The sequence below is a fragment of the Paenibacillus sp. JT22N12 genome (assembly GCF_056269365.1).
Genome location: NZ_JBWDNU010000010.1, coordinates 138,694 through 159,188, shown reverse-complemented (window position 1 = coordinate 159,188; position 20,495 = coordinate 138,694). Strand labels below are relative to the sequence as shown.

Annotated in this window: 20 protein-coding genes; 11 read left to right on the top strand and 9 right to left on the bottom strand. The window is 51.7% G+C overall.

The annotated features are described in order from the left end of the window. Window positions 1-271 precede the first annotated feature (271 nt). A complete protein-coding gene (locus AC0YOA_RS28425; protein WP_210038239.1) occupies window positions 272-1,387 on the top strand; it encodes an MGDG synthase family glycosyltransferase in 1,116 nt (371 codons plus the stop codon). Between the two features lie 155 nt (window positions 1,388-1,542). Continuing rightward, complete coding sequence (locus AC0YOA_RS28420) at window positions 1,543-2,958, top strand: NAD-dependent malic enzyme (protein WP_379113930.1); 1,416 nt, start codon at window positions 1,543-1,545, stop codon at window positions 2,956-2,958. A 29-nt stretch (window positions 2,959-2,987) separates the two neighbouring features. Here the strand turns inward: AC0YOA_RS28420 and AC0YOA_RS28415 are convergent, their stop codons facing one another. The 3 genes from AC0YOA_RS28415 to AC0YOA_RS28405 all read right to left on the bottom strand — a co-directional run bounded on the left by AC0YOA_RS28415 (window position 2,988) and on the right by AC0YOA_RS28405 (window position 5,163). Then, window positions 2,988-3,449: a hypothetical protein gene (locus AC0YOA_RS28415; protein ID WP_475789497.1), complete on the bottom strand. Its 462-nt coding sequence runs from the start codon at window positions 3,447-3,449 to the stop codon at window positions 2,988-2,990. Then, complete coding sequence (locus AC0YOA_RS28410; RefSeq protein WP_475789496.1) at window positions 3,446-3,730, bottom strand: hypothetical protein; 285 nt, start codon at window positions 3,728-3,730, stop codon at window positions 3,446-3,448. Before AC0YOA_RS28410 ends, AC0YOA_RS28415 begins: the two co-directional genes overlap by 4 nt. 143 nt (window positions 3,731-3,873) lie before the next feature. Then, the gene (locus AC0YOA_RS28405; protein WP_475789495.1) at window positions 3,874-5,163 is read right to left on the bottom strand and encodes a glycosyltransferase family 39 protein; all 1,290 of its coding nucleotides are present in this window, start codon (window positions 5,161-5,163) and stop codon (window positions 3,874-3,876) included. Between the two features lie 115 nt (window positions 5,164-5,278). Between AC0YOA_RS28405 and AC0YOA_RS28400 the strand changes: the two genes are divergently transcribed. The 3 genes from AC0YOA_RS28400 to AC0YOA_RS28390 all read left to right on the top strand — a co-directional run bounded on the left by AC0YOA_RS28400 (window position 5,279) and on the right by AC0YOA_RS28390 (window position 6,794). Next, the gene (locus AC0YOA_RS28400) at window positions 5,279-5,983 is read left to right on the top strand and encodes a glycosyltransferase family 2 protein (protein WP_475789494.1); all 705 of its coding nucleotides are present in this window, start codon (window positions 5,279-5,281) and stop codon (window positions 5,981-5,983) included. An 80-nt stretch (window positions 5,984-6,063) separates the two neighbouring features. Then, complete coding sequence (locus AC0YOA_RS28395; RefSeq protein ID WP_475768546.1) at window positions 6,064-6,426, top strand: DUF2304 domain-containing protein; 363 nt, start codon at window positions 6,064-6,066, stop codon at window positions 6,424-6,426. After that, window positions 6,423-6,794 (top strand): EamA family transporter, encoded by a 372-nt coding sequence (locus AC0YOA_RS28390; RefSeq protein ID WP_210038233.1) that lies wholly within the window; start codon window positions 6,423-6,425, stop codon window positions 6,792-6,794. Before AC0YOA_RS28395 ends, AC0YOA_RS28390 begins: the two co-directional genes overlap by 4 nt. A gap of 61 nt (window positions 6,795-6,855) precedes the next feature. Here the strand turns inward: AC0YOA_RS28390 and mgrA are convergent, their stop codons facing one another. The 4 genes from mgrA to AC0YOA_RS28370 form a co-directional block, all read right to left on the bottom strand. Further along, on the bottom strand, window positions 6,856-7,845 hold the full coding sequence (gene mgrA, locus AC0YOA_RS28385; RefSeq protein ID WP_475789493.1) for an L-glyceraldehyde 3-phosphate reductase: 990 nt from the start codon (window positions 7,843-7,845) through the stop codon (window positions 6,856-6,858). Between the two features lie 269 nt (window positions 7,846-8,114). Continuing rightward, window positions 8,115-9,941 carry a B12-binding domain-containing radical SAM protein gene (locus AC0YOA_RS28380; RefSeq protein WP_475789492.1) on the bottom strand — a complete coding sequence of 609 codons (1,827 nt, stop codon included), beginning with the start codon at window positions 9,939-9,941 and terminating at the stop codon, window positions 8,115-8,117. A gap of 146 nt (window positions 9,942-10,087) precedes the next feature. Further along, window positions 10,088-11,656 (bottom strand): stalk domain-containing protein, encoded by a 1,569-nt coding sequence (locus tag AC0YOA_RS28375; protein WP_475789491.1) that lies wholly within the window; start codon window positions 11,654-11,656, stop codon window positions 10,088-10,090. Between the two features lie 119 nt (window positions 11,657-11,775). After that, complete coding sequence (locus tag AC0YOA_RS28370; RefSeq protein ID WP_475789490.1) at window positions 11,776-12,657, bottom strand: helix-turn-helix transcriptional regulator; 882 nt, start codon at window positions 12,655-12,657, stop codon at window positions 11,776-11,778. A gap of 150 nt (window positions 12,658-12,807) precedes the next feature. Between AC0YOA_RS28370 and AC0YOA_RS28365 the strand changes: the two genes are divergently transcribed. Continuing rightward, window positions 12,808-13,620, top strand: a complete 813-nt coding sequence (locus tag AC0YOA_RS28365) for a phytanoyl-CoA dioxygenase family protein (protein WP_475789489.1) — start codon at window positions 12,808-12,810, stop codon at window positions 13,618-13,620. A gap of 135 nt (window positions 13,621-13,755) precedes the next feature. Here AC0YOA_RS28365 and AC0YOA_RS28360 read toward each other — a convergent pair whose 3' ends face one another. Then, window positions 13,756-14,532 (bottom strand): squalene/phytoene synthase family protein, encoded by a 777-nt coding sequence (locus AC0YOA_RS28360; protein ID WP_475789488.1) that lies wholly within the window; start codon window positions 14,530-14,532, stop codon window positions 13,756-13,758. 244 nt (window positions 14,533-14,776) lie between these two features. Between AC0YOA_RS28360 and AC0YOA_RS28355 the strand changes: the two genes are divergently transcribed. From AC0YOA_RS28355 to AC0YOA_RS28340, 4 genes are all read left to right on the top strand, one after another. After that, the gene (locus tag AC0YOA_RS28355) at window positions 14,777-15,328 is read left to right on the top strand and encodes a sigma-70 family RNA polymerase sigma factor (RefSeq protein WP_475789487.1); all 552 of its coding nucleotides are present in this window, start codon (window positions 14,777-14,779) and stop codon (window positions 15,326-15,328) included. Next, window positions 15,325-16,140 (top strand): DUF4367 domain-containing protein, encoded by an 816-nt coding sequence (locus tag AC0YOA_RS28350; RefSeq protein WP_475789486.1) that lies wholly within the window; start codon window positions 15,325-15,327, stop codon window positions 16,138-16,140. The genes AC0YOA_RS28355 and AC0YOA_RS28350 overlap by 4 nt, the downstream gene beginning before the upstream one ends. A gap of 3 nt (window positions 16,141-16,143) precedes the next feature. Continuing rightward, window positions 16,144-16,953, top strand: a complete 810-nt coding sequence (locus tag AC0YOA_RS28345; RefSeq protein ID WP_475789485.1) for a hypothetical protein — start codon at window positions 16,144-16,146, stop codon at window positions 16,951-16,953. Between the two features lie 174 nt (window positions 16,954-17,127). Continuing rightward, window positions 17,128-18,183, top strand: coding sequence for an RluA family pseudouridine synthase (locus AC0YOA_RS28340; protein ID WP_475789484.1), 1,056 nt, complete (start codon window positions 17,128-17,130; stop codon window positions 18,181-18,183). Between the two features lie 172 nt (window positions 18,184-18,355). Here the strand turns inward: AC0YOA_RS28340 and AC0YOA_RS28335 are convergent, their stop codons facing one another. Further along, on the bottom strand, window positions 18,356-19,057 hold the full coding sequence (locus AC0YOA_RS28335) for an MBL fold metallo-hydrolase (protein ID WP_475789483.1): 702 nt from the start codon (window positions 19,055-19,057) through the stop codon (window positions 18,356-18,358). Window positions 19,058-19,291: 234 nt separating this feature from the next. Between AC0YOA_RS28335 and AC0YOA_RS28330 the strand changes: the two genes are divergently transcribed. Next, window positions 19,292-20,056: a tryptophan-rich sensory protein gene (locus AC0YOA_RS28330; RefSeq protein ID WP_475789482.1), complete on the top strand. Its 765-nt coding sequence runs from the start codon at window positions 19,292-19,294 to the stop codon at window positions 20,054-20,056. Window positions 20,057-20,495: the final 439 nt, after the last annotated feature.

The window sequence follows — 20,495 nt, the reverse complement described above, 5'->3', positions numbered from 1 at the left end:
TTTTTAGAATAAATTACTGAGGATTCCTCCGCAAGTCTCAATTCCTAACTTGTTTTGAACGGACTTGCAAAGTAATATAGGGGAGAGGGGATTTTTTGAAATATAAGAAAGTATTAATCTTCATCATACTTTGCTTATATTTCTCCGGAATGAAACGCACCCCGCCTCCAAAGGACGGCGACAGCCGTTTCACCTTGCGTGTTGTTATCGCCGATAGGAAAGACATCCTGGGGACATTTTTTCCTATGTGGTCAGAAAAGTAGGTGAGAAGTTGCGTAAAAAAAGAGTGCTGCTGCTCTCTGAAGGATTCGGTTCAGGTCATACTCAAGCCGCCTATGCGCTGGCTGTCGGACTGCGTGCGCTCAATCCGGGTATTTCCACCCGCGTCATTGAGCTTGGCAAATTTTTAAATCCCGTGCTTGGTCCGTTAATTGTTTCCGCCTATCGCAAAACAGTCAGCAAACAGCCGAAGCTAGTCGGCATCGTATATCGAAGACAATACAAGAAATCTTTAAACAGGTTCACCCAGCTTGCGCTTCACCGGATATTTTATACGCATACCTCTCAAGTGATTTCCCAGCTGAAGCCGGATTTGATCGTATGCACCCACCCGGTTCCCAACGCGGTGGTCTCCCGCTTGAAGCGTCTTGGCCTCAATGTTCCATTATACACGCTTATTACCGATTATGATGCTCATGGCACGTGGACCAGCTCCGAGGTCAACAAGTATCTGGTCTCCACCGAGCTTGTGAAGAAGAAGCTTACCGACCGGGGCATCCCTGCAAGCAGAATTGAAGTGACGGGCATTCCGGTTCATCCGAACTTCTGGGAAACACATGATAAAGCTGAGCTCCAGGCTCAATTCGATTTGAAGCCCATGCCCACTGTCCTTATTATGGGAGGCGGCTGGGGGATTATGTACAGCGACAATCTTCTGGAGTATATGACACGCTGGCGGGACCGCATACAGATTATCTACTGTGTGGGGAATAACGACAAGGCCAGAGAAAAAATGCTGGCTGATCCGCATTTCCAGCATCCCAACATCAAGGTGCTGGGCTTTACCAAGGAGATCAGCAAGCTGATGGACGTATCCGATCTGCTGATTACCAAACCCGGCGGCATGACCTGTACCGAGGGTCTCAGCAAGAGCATTCCGATGCTGTTCTATGAGCCGATTCCCGGACAGGAAGAGGTCAACTGCGAATATTTTGTTGAGAGCGGCTTCGGCGAAATGCTTATAGACACAGAGACGATAGATAAATGGTTTGAAATGATTCAGGAGCCTTACAGCGCTGTCCAGCATCGGCGTGATCTGATGACCAAACGCAATCAGCATTATAACCCGATGCAATGCTCCCGTGCCGTCCTGCAGCTGATGCAGTGACGGCTTCTTTTTTCAGAGCGCTTGAAGCTTTGAAGCTTGAGTCCCGTCCTGAAGGATTAGTGTAGAGTTTGCGCCGCTTTTGCATATCCTGCCTCTTTTGAGGGTAAATAAACGAAAGTATATGTGTTCATTCACAATCAGGGAGGCTATTAAGAATGAGGAATGTGCCGCTGGATGGGAAAACCGTTATTTTACGGATTGAGCTGGATACGCAAAAGGTCTTTTTTGGCGCCGCTGCCACGGCGATTGAGCGGGCAGGCGGCGATATTATCGCCATTGACGTCATACAGACCGGACGCGACCGCACGGTGCGCGATCTGACCGTCAAAGTGAGTGAAGCGGCGACCAATGAACGAATTGCCAAAGCGCTGGAAGAGCTGCCCGGCATCCGCCTCATCAATATTTCGGACCGGACCTTCCTGCTGCATCTTGGCGGCAAAATCTCCGTTCAGCCGAAAACGCCGATTCAAAACCGCGATGATCTGTCGCGCGTCTACACGCCCGAGGTTGCCCGCGTTTGCAATGCGATCTTCGAGGATCCCTCCAAAGCGTATACCCTGACGATCAAAAGGAATACAGTCGCAGTTGTTTCCGATGGAACGGCCGTGCTTGGTCTTGGGGATATCGGTCCCTATGCGGCTATGCCTGTAATGGAAGGAAAAGCGATGCTGTTCAAGCAGTTCGCCGATGTGGACGCTTTTCCTATCTGCCTGGATACCCATGATACCGAAGGCATCATTGCCGCGGTCAAGGCCATTGCTCCCGGCTTCGGAGGCATCAATCTGGAAGATATTTCCTCACCGCGCTGCTTTGAAATTGAACAGCGGCTGCGGGATGAGCTTGATATTCCCGTCTTTCATGATGACCAGCACGGGACTGCCGTCGTATTGTATGCCGGACTGCTGAATGCCCTGAAGCTGACCGGAAGGAATATTGCCGATGCGCGTATTGTCGTTTGCGGCATTGGCGCGGCAGGAACGGCATGCACGAAAATGCTGCTTGCCGGCGGAGCGCAGCATGTTGTCGGCGTCGACCGCGAAGGCATCATATGCCGCGACCATCATTATCCGAACGGCATGTGGCAGTGGTATGCCGAGCACACCAATGATGAGCGGATGAACGGCGGCCTGGCTGAAGCGCTCAAGGACGCCGATGTGTTCATCGGCTTATCTGCCGGAGGCATTCTGAAGCGGGAGCTGGTCATGAGCATGGCCCCGGATCCGATCGTATTCGCGATGGCCAACCCCGAGCCGGAAATCCGCCCGGAAACGGCAGAGGATATCGTCGCTGTTATCGCAACGGGACGATCCGATTACCCGAACCAGATCAATAATGTACTGTGCTTCCCTGGCATTTTCCGCGGCGCCCTGGACTGCCGTGCGAGCTGCATCAACGAGCCGATGAAGCTGGCTGCCGCCGAGGCAATCGCCTCGGTCATCAGCCCTGACGAGCTGAGTCCGCTGTATATCATACCAAGCGTATTCAACCAGCGCGTGGTCGAAGAGGTGCGAAGACGGGTCGTGCAGGCCGCCATCGACAGCGGGGTCGCCAGACGCACGCCGCGGGAGTAAATGACGTTTATGCGTTTTATGCAGGCTGCTTATTCATACAGCAGCCTGCACTGCCCGGTAATGGCCTCCTTCAGCCTTTCTGTTGCATAGGCTCCGGGCGAGAGCACAGCGGGTTTGATATAATAAGCCACCCGGAATGAGGAGCCGTCCTTAAACAGTACGCGCAGATGATAGCTTCCTCCGCTTAAGCTTTTGGTTTCTTTATTCAGTTTCGTCCGGTCAACCAGCTCGAGCTTGATGTACTCCTCCTTGAACACCTTTGCCGCCTCCGCTGTAAAGGCCTTCATCGGGGAGCCGTCAATGCCGCTTTCGAAACGGACTCCCGCTATTTCCCCCTCGATATCATAAAGCTCGCCAACGGTCCTGGCAGAAGGATTCTCCGCGACTTCATACAACTGGTCTCCGGCAAGAAGACGATAGCCTGTCTTATAACCCTTCATCGCATACAGCGGAGTCTCTGCCTGCAGCAGGGTGGCATCGTCGTCCTTCATCTGAAGCCCAGACAGGCGTCGTCTGCCATCCTGTAGCCGATCTCTCCGACCTTCTTCCCGGGCTTCAGTCCGGAAGATTCGCTATAAAGGTTATCGATATACATACGGCCGTCGAATTTGATTGCCGCAAAATAATCTATGGCGGCATTTCTGCAATTTTTCGGATCTTCCTTCATGTTTTGAGCCTTCGTATTTTTAACAGCCTCCGCTTGTACGGCTGCTGGCCTGGATAATGAAACAGTTGAACAGCCTGCCAGCGTAGTTGCGGCTGCTATCATCATCAACGCCCAAACCTTTATCTTATTTCCGTATATGGAAGTCACCCCCACTATGCATATCCTTCATGACACTACACGGGGCAACAAGATTTCAACCAGGCACCCAAATAGAAATCCGGGGCAGTTCCCCCGGATTTCGCAGATGATTATGGCTGATTTAATGCACCTGGTAACCTGCTGCCATCGCTCATTCTTTTGCGCCGCTCCGCTATTAACACAATTCCCGCAGCGGCGAAAATAATCAGCAGGCTCACAAGAGGATAGCCGTAGCGTCCAAAGGTTATAAAAGGCAGATGGATAAACCAATAATAGAGGAAGGGAAGCAGAACCGGGAGCGTCTGCTTCATTCTCTTGAGGGACAGAAGCAGTAAAAGAGCGACGAAGCCCGCTAATACATAGAGCCAATGAAGCACATTAATCGCAGGTCTTGGAAGACCCGGCACCGGCCTTGAATAGAAAGGAGCCGAGAACAAATAATAGGTTTTGCCCGCCGTAAACCAATAGGTGTAAGCAATCGGCGTATGCTTGAAGTTATACGCGATGAGACGCTGTGCCGCGAGCTTCTGCGCCGTATCGTTGGGCCCAAACAGCTTATTGTCCTTGTATTCGGGATACTGCTCGAAGAAGCCCTTGGGCGGCATGCCCCGTTTGACCAGCGCGCCGAGCAGCATGGGGTTTCCGGTTGATTTGGTGAACGGAATAAATTCATGAAACTGCACATAATTGCGGATCCACCAGGGCGAGAGCAGCGCCATGCTGCAAACGCCGACGATAGCCGTATATTTGACAATATCCTTCCAGCTGTAACGGTGGACAAGCCAAAGTATAAGCAGGCATATGGGAAACAAGGCGCTTTGCGGCTTTACATAACAGGCTAAACCCAGCATGATGCCAACCCATACATAAGCGAGGGGCGTTTTTTTGCGAATGGCAAATATTGTGCTGCAAAGCAGCAACAAAAGCAGCACTTTAAACGTCGATTCAGTTAGAATCGCTCCCGAAGCGAACAGATCCGGAATATAGCAGGCAGCCAATATAATAGCCACAAGGCCGACACGGCTGTTGAACACCGATCTGGCCAGAATGAAAAGCAGATAGATAGAGAACGATTGCATCAGACATTGCAGCAGCCGGAAAGCCATAACTCCAGCGTCCCGGTCCAAAATGGCGATAAACCCGCTTAGCATGACCGGTATGGTGGGCATAATGAAATTAGTAGGCAGGTCGCCGCTGTTATAGACAAGCGTATGGTCCTGCATCAGAACCTGTGCGGCATAAACATATTTGACATCGTCATTATCGCGCTTCTCATAAGATCCCAGGAGAAAATGATCGCCAAGCACAAGCACGGACGTTACATGCACAAGCAGGACAAGCGCCATCACGGTATAAACCCATCTTCTTATCACAGGCGTCTCAGATTTCAAAGAAAACAATCCTACATCTCCTTCTTTTACAAATATTTGGTATCGCTTGCCCAACGTTTTCCATTATACTATACAGGCCCTGTATAAAAGCAAACGATTTGAAATGAGAAGGATGGATCGTAAAATGGAGCACAAACGAGCCAGTGATATACTAGTGATCATTCCCGCCTATAATGAGGAAGCGACGCTCGCACGGACCGTGCATGAGCTCAAACGCCATACCGATTATGATTTTGTCGTCATTGACGACGGCTCCAGGGACCGAACGGCGGAAATCATCCGCAAAGAGGGATTCCCCTCCTTGCGCCATGCGGTTAATCTCGGAATTGGCGGCTCCATGCAAAGCGGTTACCGGTACGCCGACAGCAATGGCTATCTCTACGCCATTCAGCTGGATGCGGACGGACAGCACCGCCCCGAAGATATCGCCAAGCTCGTGGAGCATATTCAGTCCAGCGGCTGCGATATGGTCATCGGTTCCCGTTTTGTCCGTCACAGCGGCTATAAAGGCAGTCTTCTGCGGCGATTCGGGATCTTCTATTTTCACTTTCTGGTGAGAGTGCTCACCGGCGTTTCCATCTATGATCCTACTTCCGGCTTCCGCATTGTGAACCGCTCGACCATCGAGCAGTTTTCACGAGCCTATCCAACGGATTATCCGGAGGTCGAGGTGCTTGTCAGTCTGTGCAAGCAGGGCCGTAAAATAACAGAAATCAGCGTCGAGATGAGAAACCGCCAAGGCGGGGTCTCTTCGATCAACCTGTCCAAATCGGTTTACTATATGATGAAGGTCACCATGATCTCACTCATCCGCAAAAGCTTCTCCTAGAAGCCTTGTAAAGCCTGTGCTTCTTAGTAAAGCCTGCAGCGATTCCTGAAAAGCATGCGCCCTGGAAAGGATCATTTATCATGAATCAAATCGTTTCTCTCATTATTACGCTGCTGTTTCTTGTTATCATTGTTTGTCTCACGGTATCGCACCGGCTGAGGGACCGCTATGCGTTTCTCTGGCTTATAACAGCCATCGCCGGCGTCGTCGCGGCGCTGTGCATCCCGCTGCTCAACCGGTTCGCCTTGTGGATCGGCATTTATTACATGCCGACTTTTGTCTTTATGATGACGATCCTGTTCATCCTCGGACTGCTGGTTAGACAGACAATGAGCTTGTCCAATCAGTCGGACCGCATGAAGACCTTGACGCAGGAGCTTGCCGTGATGGAGAAGAAAATGCTGGAGCTGCAGCAGGCAGTCGAAGGACGTGAAAAGCATTGAATCTGGTTCAATTTGTACTCATTCTGGTCAATACGCTCATGCTCGTAACCGGTCAATTTATATGGAAGTATGGCCTCATGCAGAAATCCAGGCCATTCGAAAGCTTCCGCACCATTCTGGAATTAGTGTTCTCCCCTTATATTCTGGGCGGATTGTTCATCTACGGCTGCGCTACGATACTTTGGCTGTATATCGTCTCCAAGGTGGATCTAAGTCTTGCGTACCCTATCCAAAGCCTGGCCTATGTCATATCGATCATCGGCGCTTACTACATATTCGACGAATCGCTCTCCGCTTTGAAAATCGCCGGCTGCCTGCTCATTCTCGCCGGTGTCGCCTGCATCGGACTCTCTGCCAAATATGCATAGACGGATACAAAAAAAAGCCTTCCGCATGAGGATCACTCCTCAGTGGAAGGCTTGGCTTGTTCTAGCGCAGAATATCCTCAATCCGTGAAAGCTCTTCTTTGGAGAAGTCCAGATTGCTGAGCGCGGCTACATTATCCTCGATCTGGCTGACCCTGCTTGCCCCGATCAGCGCCGATGTTACGCGTCCGCCGCGCAGCACCCAGGCCAGCGCAAGCTGTGCCAGAGACTGGCCGCGTTCGGATGCAATTGCATTAAGCTTCTGCAGTCTGGCCACACGCTCAGGCGTTACCGCGCTTTCCTGCAGAGCGCCGGTACGGCTGGCAGCACGCGAATCTTCAGGAATACCGCCGAGATATTTGTTCGTGAGCAGCCCCTGGGCGAGCGGGCAGAAGGCGATGCTGCCTACGCCGTTTTCCTCCAGCACATCCTGCAGGCCGTTCTCGATCCAGCGGTCAAACATATTATAGCTGGGCTGATGAATAACAAGCGGTGTGCCCAGACGTTTCATGATGGCAATCGCCTCTGCGGATTGTTCCGCACTATAGCTGCTGATACCGACATACAACGCTTTGCCCGAGCGTACGATATGGTCAAGAGCACCCATCGTTTCTTCAAGCGGCGTTTCCGGATCCGGACGGTGGGAGTAGAAAATATCGACGTAATCGACACCCATCCGCTTCAGGCTTTGATCAAGGGAAGCGATTAAATATTTGCGTGAGCCCCACTCCCCGTATGGGCCTGGCCACATATAATATCCTGCTTTGGAGGAAATAATCAGTTCGTCCCGGTACGGCTTGAAATCGTTCGCCATAATACGCCCGAACATTTCTTCTGCCGAGCCTGCCGGAGGGCCGTAGTTATTGGCCAGGTCAAAATGCGTTATTCCCAGGTCAAATGCCCGGTGAAGCATGGCGCGGCCATTCTCAAATGTATCAACGCCGCCAAAATTATGCCAAAGACCAAGTGAAATGGCTGGAAGCTTAAGGCCTGTCCGTCCAACACGGTTATACGTCATGGACGAATACCGCTCTTTATTTGCCGAATATACCACGTTATCGCTCCTTCTTCATTCGATTCAATCGAAAGAATAACTTGCCTCCCCTATCTTACACTACTGCACTACCGTACTCAAGTCTCTTAAATCAGCCTGCGCCATGATAGATTACACATTTGATATAAATGCAAGAACAAACGGCTGTCACTGTACTTTGGCAGCACAGGAAGCCTCTCCCTAAAAAAGACTATCCCACGCTCACGCTGTGGAATAGTCCAAGCTTGCTGTATGCCGGAGTGAGGATGGCATTCTCCCCACAGTCCGTTCTACATCGTTCCCGTACGCTGCTTGACGTGAACCAGCCTTTGGATGAATGGCTTCGCCGCCGCACCATCCTCCTTGCCACCGCCGCTGTAAACCACAATAAGCAGCGATTGTGCTTCCAGGGACAATATGCCTTCTGACAGATAGAGCTCCAGATCGAATGGCAGCAGTTCGATAACAGCGTGCTTATGCAGCTCCTTCTCGCCGAGGCCCAGCGTAGCGAATGCCTCCGAGACATCATGCGGTTCTTTCGCCAGCTGCTGCATCCAGCCGTTCCACGCGGATTTGTCCATCGTAAAGTCCCACCACACCTTGCGCGGCTTATACTTGTGATTCAGATAATAATCCAGCTTCATGAGCCCAAGCGCAACCTCGGGCTGCCAGTGCTTGCCCGCTTCTGCCGTGCGGAGAATATGCACCTCGGACAGGAACGTCCACAACCGGGAGAAAAGGTCCTCCAGCTGATGGCCGATTTTCTGCCAGCCGCGTCCTTCCCAATAATCGCCGAACTGCTGGAAGAAGTCGAAGGCCGAATCAAATGCCTGCCCGATTAGATAGTACAGCGCATGGTCCATCCGGTGCGCATTCCAATATTTCTCCAGCACGTCCTCCACCCGCTTGATCCGCACGATATCCGAGAACGGCATAATATCGTTGCCAAGAATCTCGTAAGGCGCCCGGTCCATATAGATGTATCCGTGCTTATCCGCATCGCGGCGCATGCCGGTGCCCCGCAGCATCTTGAGGAAGCCAAGCTGCAGCTCCTCCGGCCCCAGCGCGAAGACATCGTTGAAGGTTTTGCGGAACGTATCGTAATTCTCCAGCGGCAGACCGGCGATCAAATCAAGATGCTGATCGATCTTGCCGCTCTCCTTCACCTTGGTAACGGTGCGGCTCAGCTTCGCAAAATTCTGCCTGCGCTGCACCTCCGCGTTCGTTGGATCATTGGTTGACTGCACGCCGATCTCGAAGCGGAAAATCCCCGGCGGCGCATGCTCGGCTAAATAATCAAGCACCTCGGGACGCATGATATCCGCGGTGATTTCAAACTGGAACACGCAGCCTCCATGATTTTCAATAAGGAAATGAAAAATCTCCAGCGCATAGTCGCGTTTGATATTAAAGGTGCGGTCCACGAACTTGATCAGCTTCGCGCCGGACTGGATCAAATAAAGCAGATCCGCTTTGGTCCGTTCCATATCAAAATAGCGGACCCCTACCTCAATGCTCGACAAGCAGAATTGGCAGCTGAACGGGCAGCCGCGGCTGGTCTCGAAATAAGTGACACGGCTTTGCAGACCGGCGATATCCTCCGGAAAACGGTACGGTGATGGAAGCTTGGCCAATTCCAGCTTCGGACGCGGCGGATTGAGGATGATTTCTATCGTATCGTCCTTGCGCTCTTTGCGGTAAGCGACACCAAACACCATATGCAGCTTCTGCGTATCCCGCAGCTCCGTGAGCAGATGATGAAAGGTTTCTTCGCCTTCGCCAACCACAATATAATCGACCTGCGTCAGACGCTCCATCCAGAAGGCCGTGTCATAGCTGACCTCGGGGCCGCCCAGTACTATACGCAGCTCAGGCATGATTTTGCGCAGCATATCGATGACCGTAATCGTCTCTTCGATATTCCAGATATAGCAGGAGAAGCCGATTACACTCGGTTTCCTCGCGTAGATGTCGGCGACAATGTTCATCACCGGATCTTTGATCGTATATTCCGCAATTTCGATGTCGAACTCATGCTCGCTGAAGGCTTTCAGGCAGCGCAGCGCGAGTGAGGTATGAATAAATTTGGCATTCAAGGTTGCCAGTACGACTTTCATATTGTTTAATTCCCTCTTTATCGTTATGGCTTACAAGCAACTCTATTGTACCGAATATGGCACAAAAAAAGAAGGGCAGCCCCCGCTCCCGCAGCATAATGCCGCAGGAGAGAAAACCGCCCCGCTTCAATCATCGTTCAAAGAGGTCAGGTCCGGACCTGAACGATCATCTTCTCTTTGCCTTGCAACTGAACAACGGGATAACGGACAAGCCATTTTCCATCTGCAGCAGCCGTCACCTCTGCCGCGTTCAAATTCCGGGGCTCGAAGCTGAACTCCTGCTCATAATAGACGGCAAGCTGAATGGTGTCGTCCGGCAGCAGCTTATGCAGCTTGGTTCCCGCATCGAGTGCCCAGAAGCGCAGATCATCATTAGCCATATTCCCGTACAGCATATAAAATGCAGGATCGATTACGGCCGAAACAACCAGCCAGCCCTTGTCATCGCGCTTGACCTCAATGCGCTGCAGCTTCGTTCCGCCCTGCGAGGTACTGATTTCCCCGAACTCCTTGTCGACCAGATCGCGGATATCATCGTCAGTTGCACCCACAAGGGTATCCGGCAACGTTGAGGGCAGGAAGTCAATTTTCTCGTTGGCTTTGTTGTCTTCAATATTATAAAGAAGGATGCTGACATTAAGCACGGATACCGCAAAATTCAAATCCGCTTGCGTGGACTCGATTCCCGATGACGTGATCCCTACAAGCTCGCCGTAATCGTCGAACAGCCCGCCGCCCGAGCTGCCGTGATCAATCGGGGCGCTGATCTGATAGGTCTGAACGCCATCCGCCTGCTGCAAATTGCTGACAATGCCATCGGAGACTGTGTTCTGGAGCCCCAGCGGACTGCCTATGGCAATGACATGCGCCCCTTTGCCCACGCCGTATCCGATTGTGGCAGGCTCTACTCCCAGGGGCTTTGTCGTCTGAATGACCGCCAAATCCGATTTCTCATCATAGCCGACAATGCCTTCCACCTCGAAGGTATCGCCGCTGCGCAGCAGAACAGTTGCCTTCCCGGCTTCCTGCATCACATGAAGGTTGGTAACAATCCGGTTCGGTCCAATAATTACCCCGCTGCCCTGCGCCGAATCCGTCGTAATCATGACGACCTTATCGTCGTTCATCTCAACAACTTCTTCGGTCGAAAACGTATCATACTCCCCATAGCCGGAATCAGGATCATCGGCTTCTGTCTCATCCTCATCCTCATAGGCTTGCGCTTCCAGCGCCTCAAAGGAAGTGATGCGAATCAGGCGGGCGGCGGAATCGAGCTTAACCTCGGCGCCAAGCGCTTCCGCAACAAAACGAAGCGGCACCATTGTCGCTCCTTTAATAATCTGCGGCGGTACCGCCAGGGTCACGTTCTTCCCGTTCTTGACGGCCTTGCTTGAACCAAGCAGCAGCGTAATGGTCGTACGGTCCTTGACAACAATAATTGTCTTGGTCGCGGGCTCCCAGGTTACGCTGGCCTTCAATGCATTGAAAATAGTGCGCATCGGCACGATGGTCGTTCCTTTAATCGTAACGGGCGATGGTGTTAAAGCCAGCTTCGTTCCATCCACAAATACCGGTATAACATCAGCTTGTGCAGCGGTCTTGGAGGCCGCAGCAGCAGCGCTGTAATCCGCCAAACCCGGGAGCGGTACGAATACCAATCCGGCCGCAAGGACAGATAACAATACACTTCGTTTCCAGACAAGCTTCAATTTCACTTTTGAATTTCCTCCAGTTATCTGCCAATTTCCCACGTGGCTATCGTATCACCCCGTCCTCTCTTTTGTCTATGAAATTGAAATGAAAGATTTATAGATTTCAAGCCATCAGCCAGCTATTAAATTTCATGCTCCTGCTGCTTGAATTCCGTTGGGGTCAGTCCTGTTTCATCCTTGAAATTCCGTGAAAAATAATGGATGCTGGCATAGCCCAGACGCTCTGCAATCCGCTCCATCTTCTCTCCCTGGAGCAGATGGTATTTGGCCTTGCGGATCCGCTCGGAAATCAGGTACTGCTTGGGCGTCACGCCTGTGCATTTCTTGAACAGCGAAGAGAAATAAATCGCATGATAGCCGCATAAGCCGGCCAGCTCCGTTACCGTCCAGTTCGCCTCGGGATGCTGGCCGATCGCGGCAAGCGCCGGTTCGATTTTGATCCGCTCCGCCGATGGAGGCTGACGGTTCAGCAGATGCCGGACTAGAGCCGTAATCAGCTCTGTCATTAAGGCGCGCAAATAAACCGCATACCCGGGCTGTTCATTGCTGTATTCCTGAACGATGCGCAGCAGGTACGGCTCCAGGGCCGGCATCGTAATGAAGTCTGGCAGACCGAGTCTGTCATGGCCTGGAACTTCAATCGTAAAGCCGCTGTCTGCAGAATGGAGCATCTCCTCTTCCGAGCAGTTCTGCAGGGCATAAGCCGGGTGGACCGGCTCGGGTGAGGCATGACGCAAGTGAAAATGGAGGCTAATATATTCAGTCCTGTTCAAGGTCCTCAGCCGGTGAGGATGCAAAGAACCATAGATGACGCAATCTCCGCCTGCAAGCAAATACCGCTGCCCCCCGATAATGGCCTCCGCTTCTCCGGACAAGATATAGAACAGCTGAAAGTCGGGATTTTTGCGTGGGCCCCAAACCGTATTCGCATGCGCCTCCGCGCGGGCGGCAAAGTTCACGGTTGGCGCAAGCTCATGAATCGATCCCAGATCAGTTGATTTCAAAAACGCCCCTCCCTCCCCTTCGCGAGCCATTATGATTCGTATTGGAAAAGTGCAAATCCCTCTTCAGTATTTGTAAAGACAGCGTTACCATTCTCCACTATGCTTAGCTTATCAACGAAATACAGCCAACACATCCGGGAGGAATATACTATGTTAAGTCAAGCACAAATTGAGGAATTTGAAAACAACGGTTTTTTGAAAGGCGGCATTGTCTTGAGCGATGCCGAGGTTGAGGCACTTCGCGATGAGCTGGATCTGGTCATGAACGGGCAATCCGTGAAAAAGCCGGTGCTTTCGCACAATATGCTGGCGAAGGGTTATGACGATATGAAAATGACGGTCAGCGAGTCCGTCGTGCAGATCGTCAACATCTGGATGGCCAGCGATGTTTATTTCCAGCATACGGCTAACAAGACGATCTGCGAGGAAATCGCCCAGCTGACGCGGACCGATGAAGTCCGTATCTGGCATGATCAAATTCAATATAAGCCCCCTGTTACCGGCGGACCGACCAAATGGCATCAGGATCACCCGCTGTGGCCGATCATTACCCCTTCCGATCTCGTCAGCGCCTGGGTTGCTCTGGATGATGCCACGATCGAGAACGGCTGTATGTGGATGGTGCCGGGCAGCCACAAATGGGGGAATCATCAGCAGTATCTGGAAAGCAACGCGGAATTCAAACCGGTCCACAAGCAGCCTGAGCTGCTTCCGGAGGGAGCGGATACTACGCCGGTGCCATTTGAAATTAAAAAGGGACAGGTCGGCTACCACCACTGCCTGACCTGGCACGGCAGCCCGAACAACCGCTCGCAACACAAGCGCCGCGCAATCGCCGTTCACTATATGCCGGGCCACACACGTTATGCGCCAACGGCCGGGCACCCCATGCTGCCTTTTGTCTCGGTTGAACCGGGCGAGCTGCTGACCGGGGATCATTTCCCGCTCGTCTATCAACGATAAGAATAAAAACCAACCAAAGTTCTGTTTGACGGCTAAAAAAAACCAGTTTTGCACGAAAGCGTGCAAAACTGGTTTTTTTTCACAATACAATCCGTTCATTATAACCTCACACCCTAAAAAACTAACGGGATATGGCTACCCGTTGAGCCGATTGACAATCTTGAGAACGGCATCTCTTGTTAATTTGCTGCCGCCGGCAGCCAGAATGTTCACCGTAGCCTGAGCGAGCGCAAGCGGAATTTTGCAGAACTTCCGGGCCGGTCCCGGCTTTAATTCGGCAATATACTCATCAGCCAGCTTCAGATTGCGCTGTGTATATATGAGCATTTCCTTGAAGTCCCACCCATTCGGATAAAAGTCCACGCCCCGTTTGAGATCTTCTTTGCGGTTTCGCAGGATATTGACCGCCTGCAGCCCTCTGCCGAAAGCAACAGCCTTCTCTCTATCAGATTGGGTATCATCATGCCATAACCACAACTCAGAGAGCATTTCTCCGACCATACCCGCTACGCTGTAGGTGTAGCCGTCCAGATCCTCTTCGGTTTGAATATTCCATTTCGCCTGGGCCCACTCTCCCATTTGCTTGGCCATCTTCGCATTATAGTGAATAACCGTATCCACAATGGAAGGAGGACAAAGAAGCATCCAATCGCGCAGTCTCATAGTTACTTCCGGCAGGACATCGCGATAAGGCATCAGGACTTCATTAGTTGCATGAATAATATCGGAGGTTTGGGATGCTTCATAAATTCCCCGCAGCAGATCAATCTTCAGTTGACCCGAGATCTCCTCATGATCTTCGATTTCATCGATTGCCCGCATACATAAATAGCCAGAGGTTACGGCTTCCTTCAAGCCCATATCCAGGCCGTTGATCGGAATGTAAAAGGTACGGCTCGTCTTCTGCAGCATGGTCAAGGCGTCATTCAAAATAGCGTTCGTAATGGGGAGTCCCTCCAAAGTAGCTTTACTAATCGTGCTGGTTCAAACTTATTTTACTTTTCTATCATAATACCATACCTGTCCCTTGAAGCACCAATCCACGGACTATTAGCGACCGTCTGTATGGCCCATTTTATGAATTTCATTTATTTTCTCCATAAAAAGTGTAGCGAAAAGCGTATTGGCGCCGTCTATAGGGTACGGAGGTGGTTACATGCCAAGGCCGGCCGGCCCCAATGACAAATCAAGCTTCCCTGAAAATCCCTCCTCAGCGCTTGAAGGCTTAATGGCGGAATATGGTTCCGCCGTGCTTCGCACTGCTTATTTCTATCTGGCCGACAGACATTTGGCTGAGGACGTCAGTCAGGAAGTGTTTATCCGCGCTTACCGGAACTGGTCCACTTTCCGCGGGGAGAGCAGTGTGAAAACCTGGCTGAGCAGAATAACGATTAATTTGTGCAAAGACCGTTTGGGAAGAAAAGCTGCCCAGGAACAGCCGACCGATCCCGTTCTGCTCACCAAAGCGGAACGGTACAGCGCCGAAGAAGAAGCGATGGCCAGATGGAACCGGACAGAAATACTGAGGCATGTTGTCAAGCTGCCCTCCCACTATCATGAGGTGATCTATTTGTTTTATTATCTCGATTTATCTACGCGTGAAATAGCGGAAGCGACCGGTTCCCCCGAAGGTACCGTCCGCGGCAGGCTTCATCGTGCAAGAGAGATGCTCAGCGACTATCTGGAGAAGGAGGGACTGGCCCGATGAAGACGCCGGATACAGAACTCCGTCAAACATTTAAGCAGGAAGCCGATGAGCTGCTGTTCGAAGATCTGCATTTCGATAACCGCCTGAAAGAATCTGTACGGCAGCGGCTATTGGAAACCCAGGAGCCTCCTTCTCCTAAAAAACGGCTGCCGACCAGAGGCTGGATTTGGGGATCGGCAGCTGCAGCCGCCATTATATTGATTTTGCTGGCTGCGGCTCCATTTCTCTTGTCGCCGGCAGCTCCCGGCAGCGTTGCAGGTACTCAAGGAGGCAATAACGGCCAATCGGAACCGATGGTTGGCGGGCAGCAGCCCGGCGATACGCTGAACACGCCTATGCTTGGGCAGAACAATCCAGGGGATGACCTTCCCCCACCCGCACCGGGCTCCTCCAGTCAGGAAATATGGGTGCTTCCATCTATTAAGGAAGCCAAGGTCTGGTTCGGTGACGCGCTGCTGGTGCCCTCTTACGTAACAGCAGGATTCACGCTTCGTGAAATTAATGCCAGCGGTCCCCGTGAAGGAGAAGCAGCAGAAATTGTCTTCAGTTACGTTTCTGCCAATCAATCCTTCGGGATCTTTCAGCAGAAGCGGGTTATAGCGGATTTTCCCGCAAATGGCAAAGCCGTCGACATCAACGGAGCTGCCGGCTCCATCACTATAGGCGATCCGGGCGAGGATGCAGGGGATACGGATCGGAACATTCAGCTTCATTGGCAGGCCAACGATATCGACTATATGCTCTCCGGGATTTTGCCGGAGGCAGAGGCGCTGCAAATCGCACGTTCCATGAAATCTCTACAGGAGGAATAAACCATGACAACCCTATTAAACGTAAAAGCACGTTTGGCGAAGGTGCTGCTGATCGGCGGCTGTCTGATGCTCTTGTCGGCCAACGCGGCATTCGCTGCACCTGAGAACTCACCGTGCAATACCGCCCAAAGCAACCAGGCCGTAAGCCAGGAGGATCTGCTGCAGAAGCAGCAGGAAATCGACAGCTATGTCGCGGGTGAAGGGCAGGATAAACTCGCGGAACAGGGCTTCCAGATTACCACCACAGCCCCCGGTCAGGACGCGGTCGAAATAGGCATCACACCTTATAGTGAAGCCCATGCGGAGTTTCTGTACGAGAAGTTCGGCCGTGACCAGGTGAAGGTTGTGGAAGGAGAGCAGGCTGTACTGTTTGGCGAGATGATGCCGGCTGCAGCAGATCAACCTTCCGCGGATCTGCTGAAGAAGCAGCAGGAAATCGACAGCTATGTCGCGGGTGAAGGACAGGACGAACTCGCAGAACAGGGCTTCCAGGTTACCACCACAGCTCCTGGGCAGGGCGCGGTCGAGATCGGCATCACACCTTATAGTGAAGCCCATGCGGAGTTTCTGTACGAGAAATTCGGCCGTGACCAGGTGAAGGTTGTGGAAATGGAGCAGGCACAGCTGCTGGACGCAGCACCTGCCGCCGCCCAGAATACAGCTGCGGCTGATTCCGTTTCCCCCGGCGGCCCGAACGCATCCGCTGGAATGTCCGGGACCAGCCCTCTGATGGTCATCATCATTATTGCCGTTCTTGCCTTGGGTGCTGCAGCGGCAATCAGACGCAAGCAGTTATTTTCCAGAAAGCATTGACCACCCGAGGCCTCTGACTTGATTAACAGTTTATGATCCCGGGCATCCAACCGGCAATGCCGACCAGTCAGTGCAGGCGGTGCGCTGACATACGGAAAGAGACCGATAATAGCAATATCGGTCTCTTTCATGCTATATTGGGGATAACTTTTATAGGACGGTGTGAGCCTTACCATGGACAAACGAAAATCAGCCCCAAAACACAATGCAGCCGCTAAACGCGGCAGTTTACCACCGCGCGGATCATCCTCGCGCGGGAGCGGCGTCCGCGCGGCAGCGGCAGGGACATCTGCCTCCAGCCGAAGACCGTCTGCCGGAGTCAGCGAGAGAAGCGCAGCCCGCGCCGACAGCAAGCCTTTTATCGTGAAGGAGCAGCAGGAACTGCTGGCCTTCCTGCTGCTGGCCATCAAGCATCAGGGCCGCAACGCGATTAAGTCCCTTCTGGGCCGCGGTCAGATATCAGTGAATGGACGCGTAGTCACCTTATATAACCACGCACTTAAGCCCGGGGATTGGGTCTCGGTAAGCAGAGAGAAGATCGTCGAGAAGCCTCCGCTGATGGGACTGTCCATTCTGTACGAGGATGAACATATCATTGTCATCAACAAGGAAGCCGGCCTGCTGTCGATCGCATCGGCGCAGGAAACCGATTTGACAGCCTACCGGCAGTTAACGGCATATGTCAGATTGGAGAATCCGGAGAACCGCATATTCGTGGTACACCGTCTGGACCGCGACACCTCAGGCGTTATGATGTTTGCCAGGAGCGAGGAGGCACAGCAGCTTCTGCAGAATTCATGGCAGGACGCTGTGAAGGAGCGGACCTATGTAGCCCTTGTGGAAGGCAAAGTCCGTAAGACGGAAGGGACCATCAAATCCTGGCTGAAAGAAAGCAAAACGCTGCGCATGTATTCCAGCCCTTACCCCAATGACGGCCAGCTGGCTGTCACCCATTACAGAATCATGCAGACCAGCAGCGAATTTTCCCTGCTTGAGGTGGAGCTGGAGACTGGGCGCAAGAATCAGATCCGCGTTCATATGCAGGATATCGGGCATCCCGTCGTCAGCGATAAAAAATACGGTTCAAAGTCGAAGGCGATGGGACGGCTCGGCCTTCATGCCCGCGTTCTTTCCTTTGACCATCCCATAACCGGAATACGAATGCGCTTCGAAACGGAAATCCCCAAGCAGTTCCTTATTGCGCTTCGCGATGTCCGGCAGTCGACTTGATCAGTTGAGCAGAGAATAATACAGTGCTCTCATCGTCCTGACGGGACAGATAAATCGGCTATGCTCTGGGTGCGCGGACAGCTGCTGAAGGGGTTAGTCCGTATCTGCCGCATCCTCCTGCACGATCTTTGTGGTCATTTTGTTGACTGAATGAAGAAATTACTCACCTTTCTTATAACTGGACAAATGAACTTGATTGTCCGTTGTTGCCCTGATAAGCCGAAAGATAAGCATCCATCTGGTCAGCCGGCTGCAGGACTGAAGATCCATGGCATACTTCCAGACGTAAAGGCTTCAGTTTAGATACGATTCTGCTGCTTCTGACTGCTTCATTCATGTCGAAGGTGAACATTTTCATCGGCAGCCGGAGTTGACCTTTCTTGGAGGTAAACAAGTCTCCTGCCAGCATCACCTGGTCCCGTTCATGATAATATACGACATGGCCTGGTGAATGTCCGGGAGTCAGATAAGGTCTCAAGCTGCCAAATGCCGCAAGCTCCCCATCCGCATCTGCCTGAAGCGGCTTGGCAAGCCCTGCCTCCACGCTTGCTGCCGCTTTCTTGCGCCCCGGATAAGGAAGCTTTCCTTCCATATACGGGATTTCGATTGAATGTGCGTATACTGGGACGGATGAGTGCTGCCGGATTTTCTTAATGGCCCCAACATGATCGGAATGACCGTGAGTAAGCACGATCGCTTTCAATGGACCTGCCCCAAGCTTCCCGATAAAGGACAAAATGCCCTTCGTCATGCTTCCCAGACCCGCGTCCACCAAAATAACGCCGTCCTCTTCTACCACCACCCACACATGTATAGGAATGATCATCCATGTTTTCAAACTCCAGATATGCTCAGACAGTTGTTGTACTTTCATATGCCATCATCTCCGCTCTTTTTTATAACCATTGGTTACTAACCGTTGGTTATAATATATTTGATTATTCATTCCCTGTCAATAGGCGGCTGAAGAAAAAGGATTCTATACGCCAATCTCCGGCTGGGGCGTCTTCACGGATTCGATTGGCATGCGCTTCCTCGTTTAATGGAAATGGGATTAGGTGAATATATAATTGATTGCAGAGGATTAATTTATCAGGAGGCTTGCCCCATGTACAACCGAAATCCATACCGTTTGTGGAATATAGTTGGACTGATCGCTGTACTGATTGTGAACGCACTCGCTCAATATCTTCCCCTCAATGGCAAAACAACCGCTGAGCTGTCGGCTCAATATCCGGTTTTGATAACACCGGCCGATTATGCATTTTCAATCTGGATGCTGATTTATGTCTTATTGATCGGCTTCGTTTTTTACCAGCTGGGCTCCCGTACAGGAGATCAGCCTTCCGTTCGAAGCACCGGTCCCTGGTTCTTCATCAGCTGTTTGTTTAATATCGCGTGGGTCTTCGCCTGGCACTACGAGCATGTGAGAATTAGCGTGTTTATTATGATCGCTCTGCTGCTGACTTTAATCATTTTGTATCAACGGATCCGAACCGCCACCTCCAGGCCTGCTGCGGGAGAATTTATCTGGGTCAGACTGCCCTTCAGTCTGTATTTCGCGTGGATCACGGTCGCCACGATTGTGAACATTGCAGTTGGCCTGTATCAGGCTGGCTGGAACGGATTTGGCTGGTCGGATGCATTATGGGCCATCGCTTTGCTTGCCGCCGCCTGGGTGCTTGCCCTGATAGTCGGCGGTGTTTCCCGCGATCCCTTCTATGTGCTTGTATTCGTCTGGGCCTTTATAGCCATTGCCCTCAAGCAGCAGGATTATGAGAATATTTACACCGTTGCCATGGTAGGGGCGATTCTGCTTCTTGTATTCGCTATCTATCTCATTTTCCGCAGGCGAAATGTCTCGAAATGGTAAAGACAAGGGAGCATAGGGGAGTAAATGGGAATAAATGCCCCTCTTTTTTATATATTTAGATTATTCTGAATATTTACAAAACTTACATACAGCTTGTACAATAAGGACATATCATTCAGAACATGAATGGTACACAGTCCACCGAGAGGGGATAGTCCATTGGAGAAGGTTAGCGAAGCGTGTCCCTGTATCAACAAAAAGGTTAGAGATTTCTATGGATATGAAAATTCATGGAGAGGAGTAAGCAAGAAGAACCGTATAGAATTGAATGTATGACCAACATATATTCATTCTATAAGTTCAAGGAAAGCCGCTTGCTTGTGGGACATTGCGGGAAATCAACGATTGGATGATGTGAAGAGGAATAGGCATTGCCGCTAAAGACAGCGTCGGGCCATTCTTCAAAGCCTGGCTTGAACGATTGGGTTTAATAATTTGC

Bases quoted from the DNA above. Each gene is read 5' to 3' on its own strand.
- AC0YOA_RS28330 (WP_475789482.1), top strand. From the start codon at position 19,292: ATGTACAACCGAAATCCATACCGTTTGTGGAATATAGTTGGACTGATC.
- AC0YOA_RS28410 (WP_475789496.1), bottom strand. From the start codon at position 3,730: ATGATGATAGCAGCCGCAACTACGCTGGCAGGCTGTTCAACTGTTTCA.
- AC0YOA_RS28360 (WP_475789488.1), bottom strand. From the start codon at position 14,532: ATGCTGCAGAAGACGAGCCGTACCTTTTACATTCCGATCAACGGCCTG.
- AC0YOA_RS28420 (WP_379113930.1), top strand. From the start codon at position 1,543: ATGAGGAATGTGCCGCTGGATGGGAAAACCGTTATTTTACGGATTGAG.
- AC0YOA_RS28395 (WP_475768546.1), top strand. From the start codon at position 6,064: ATGAATCAAATCGTTTCTCTCATTATTACGCTGCTGTTTCTTGTTATC.
- AC0YOA_RS28380 (WP_475789492.1), bottom strand. From the start codon at position 9,941: ATGAAAGTCGTACTGGCAACCTTGAATGCCAAATTTATTCATACCTCA.
- AC0YOA_RS28350 (WP_475789486.1), top strand. From the start codon at position 15,325: ATGAAGACGCCGGATACAGAACTCCGTCAAACATTTAAGCAGGAAGCC.
- AC0YOA_RS28340 (WP_475789484.1), top strand. From the start codon at position 17,128: ATGGACAAACGAAAATCAGCCCCAAAACACAATGCAGCCGCTAAACGC.
- AC0YOA_RS28400 (WP_475789494.1), top strand. From the start codon at position 5,279: ATGGAGCACAAACGAGCCAGTGATATACTAGTGATCATTCCCGCCTAT.
- AC0YOA_RS28365 (WP_475789489.1), top strand. From the start codon at position 12,808: ATGTTAAGTCAAGCACAAATTGAGGAATTTGAAAACAACGGTTTTTTG.
- AC0YOA_RS28355 (WP_475789487.1), top strand. From the start codon at position 14,777: ATGCCAAGGCCGGCCGGCCCCAATGACAAATCAAGCTTCCCTGAAAAT.
- AC0YOA_RS28415 (WP_475789497.1), bottom strand. From the start codon at position 3,449: ATGAAGGACGACGATGCCACCCTGCTGCAGGCAGAGACTCCGCTGTAT.
- AC0YOA_RS28335 (WP_475789483.1), bottom strand. From the start codon at position 19,057: ATGAAAGTACAACAACTGTCTGAGCATATCTGGAGTTTGAAAACATGG.
- AC0YOA_RS28345 (WP_475789485.1), top strand. From the start codon at position 16,144: ATGACAACCCTATTAAACGTAAAAGCACGTTTGGCGAAGGTGCTGCTG.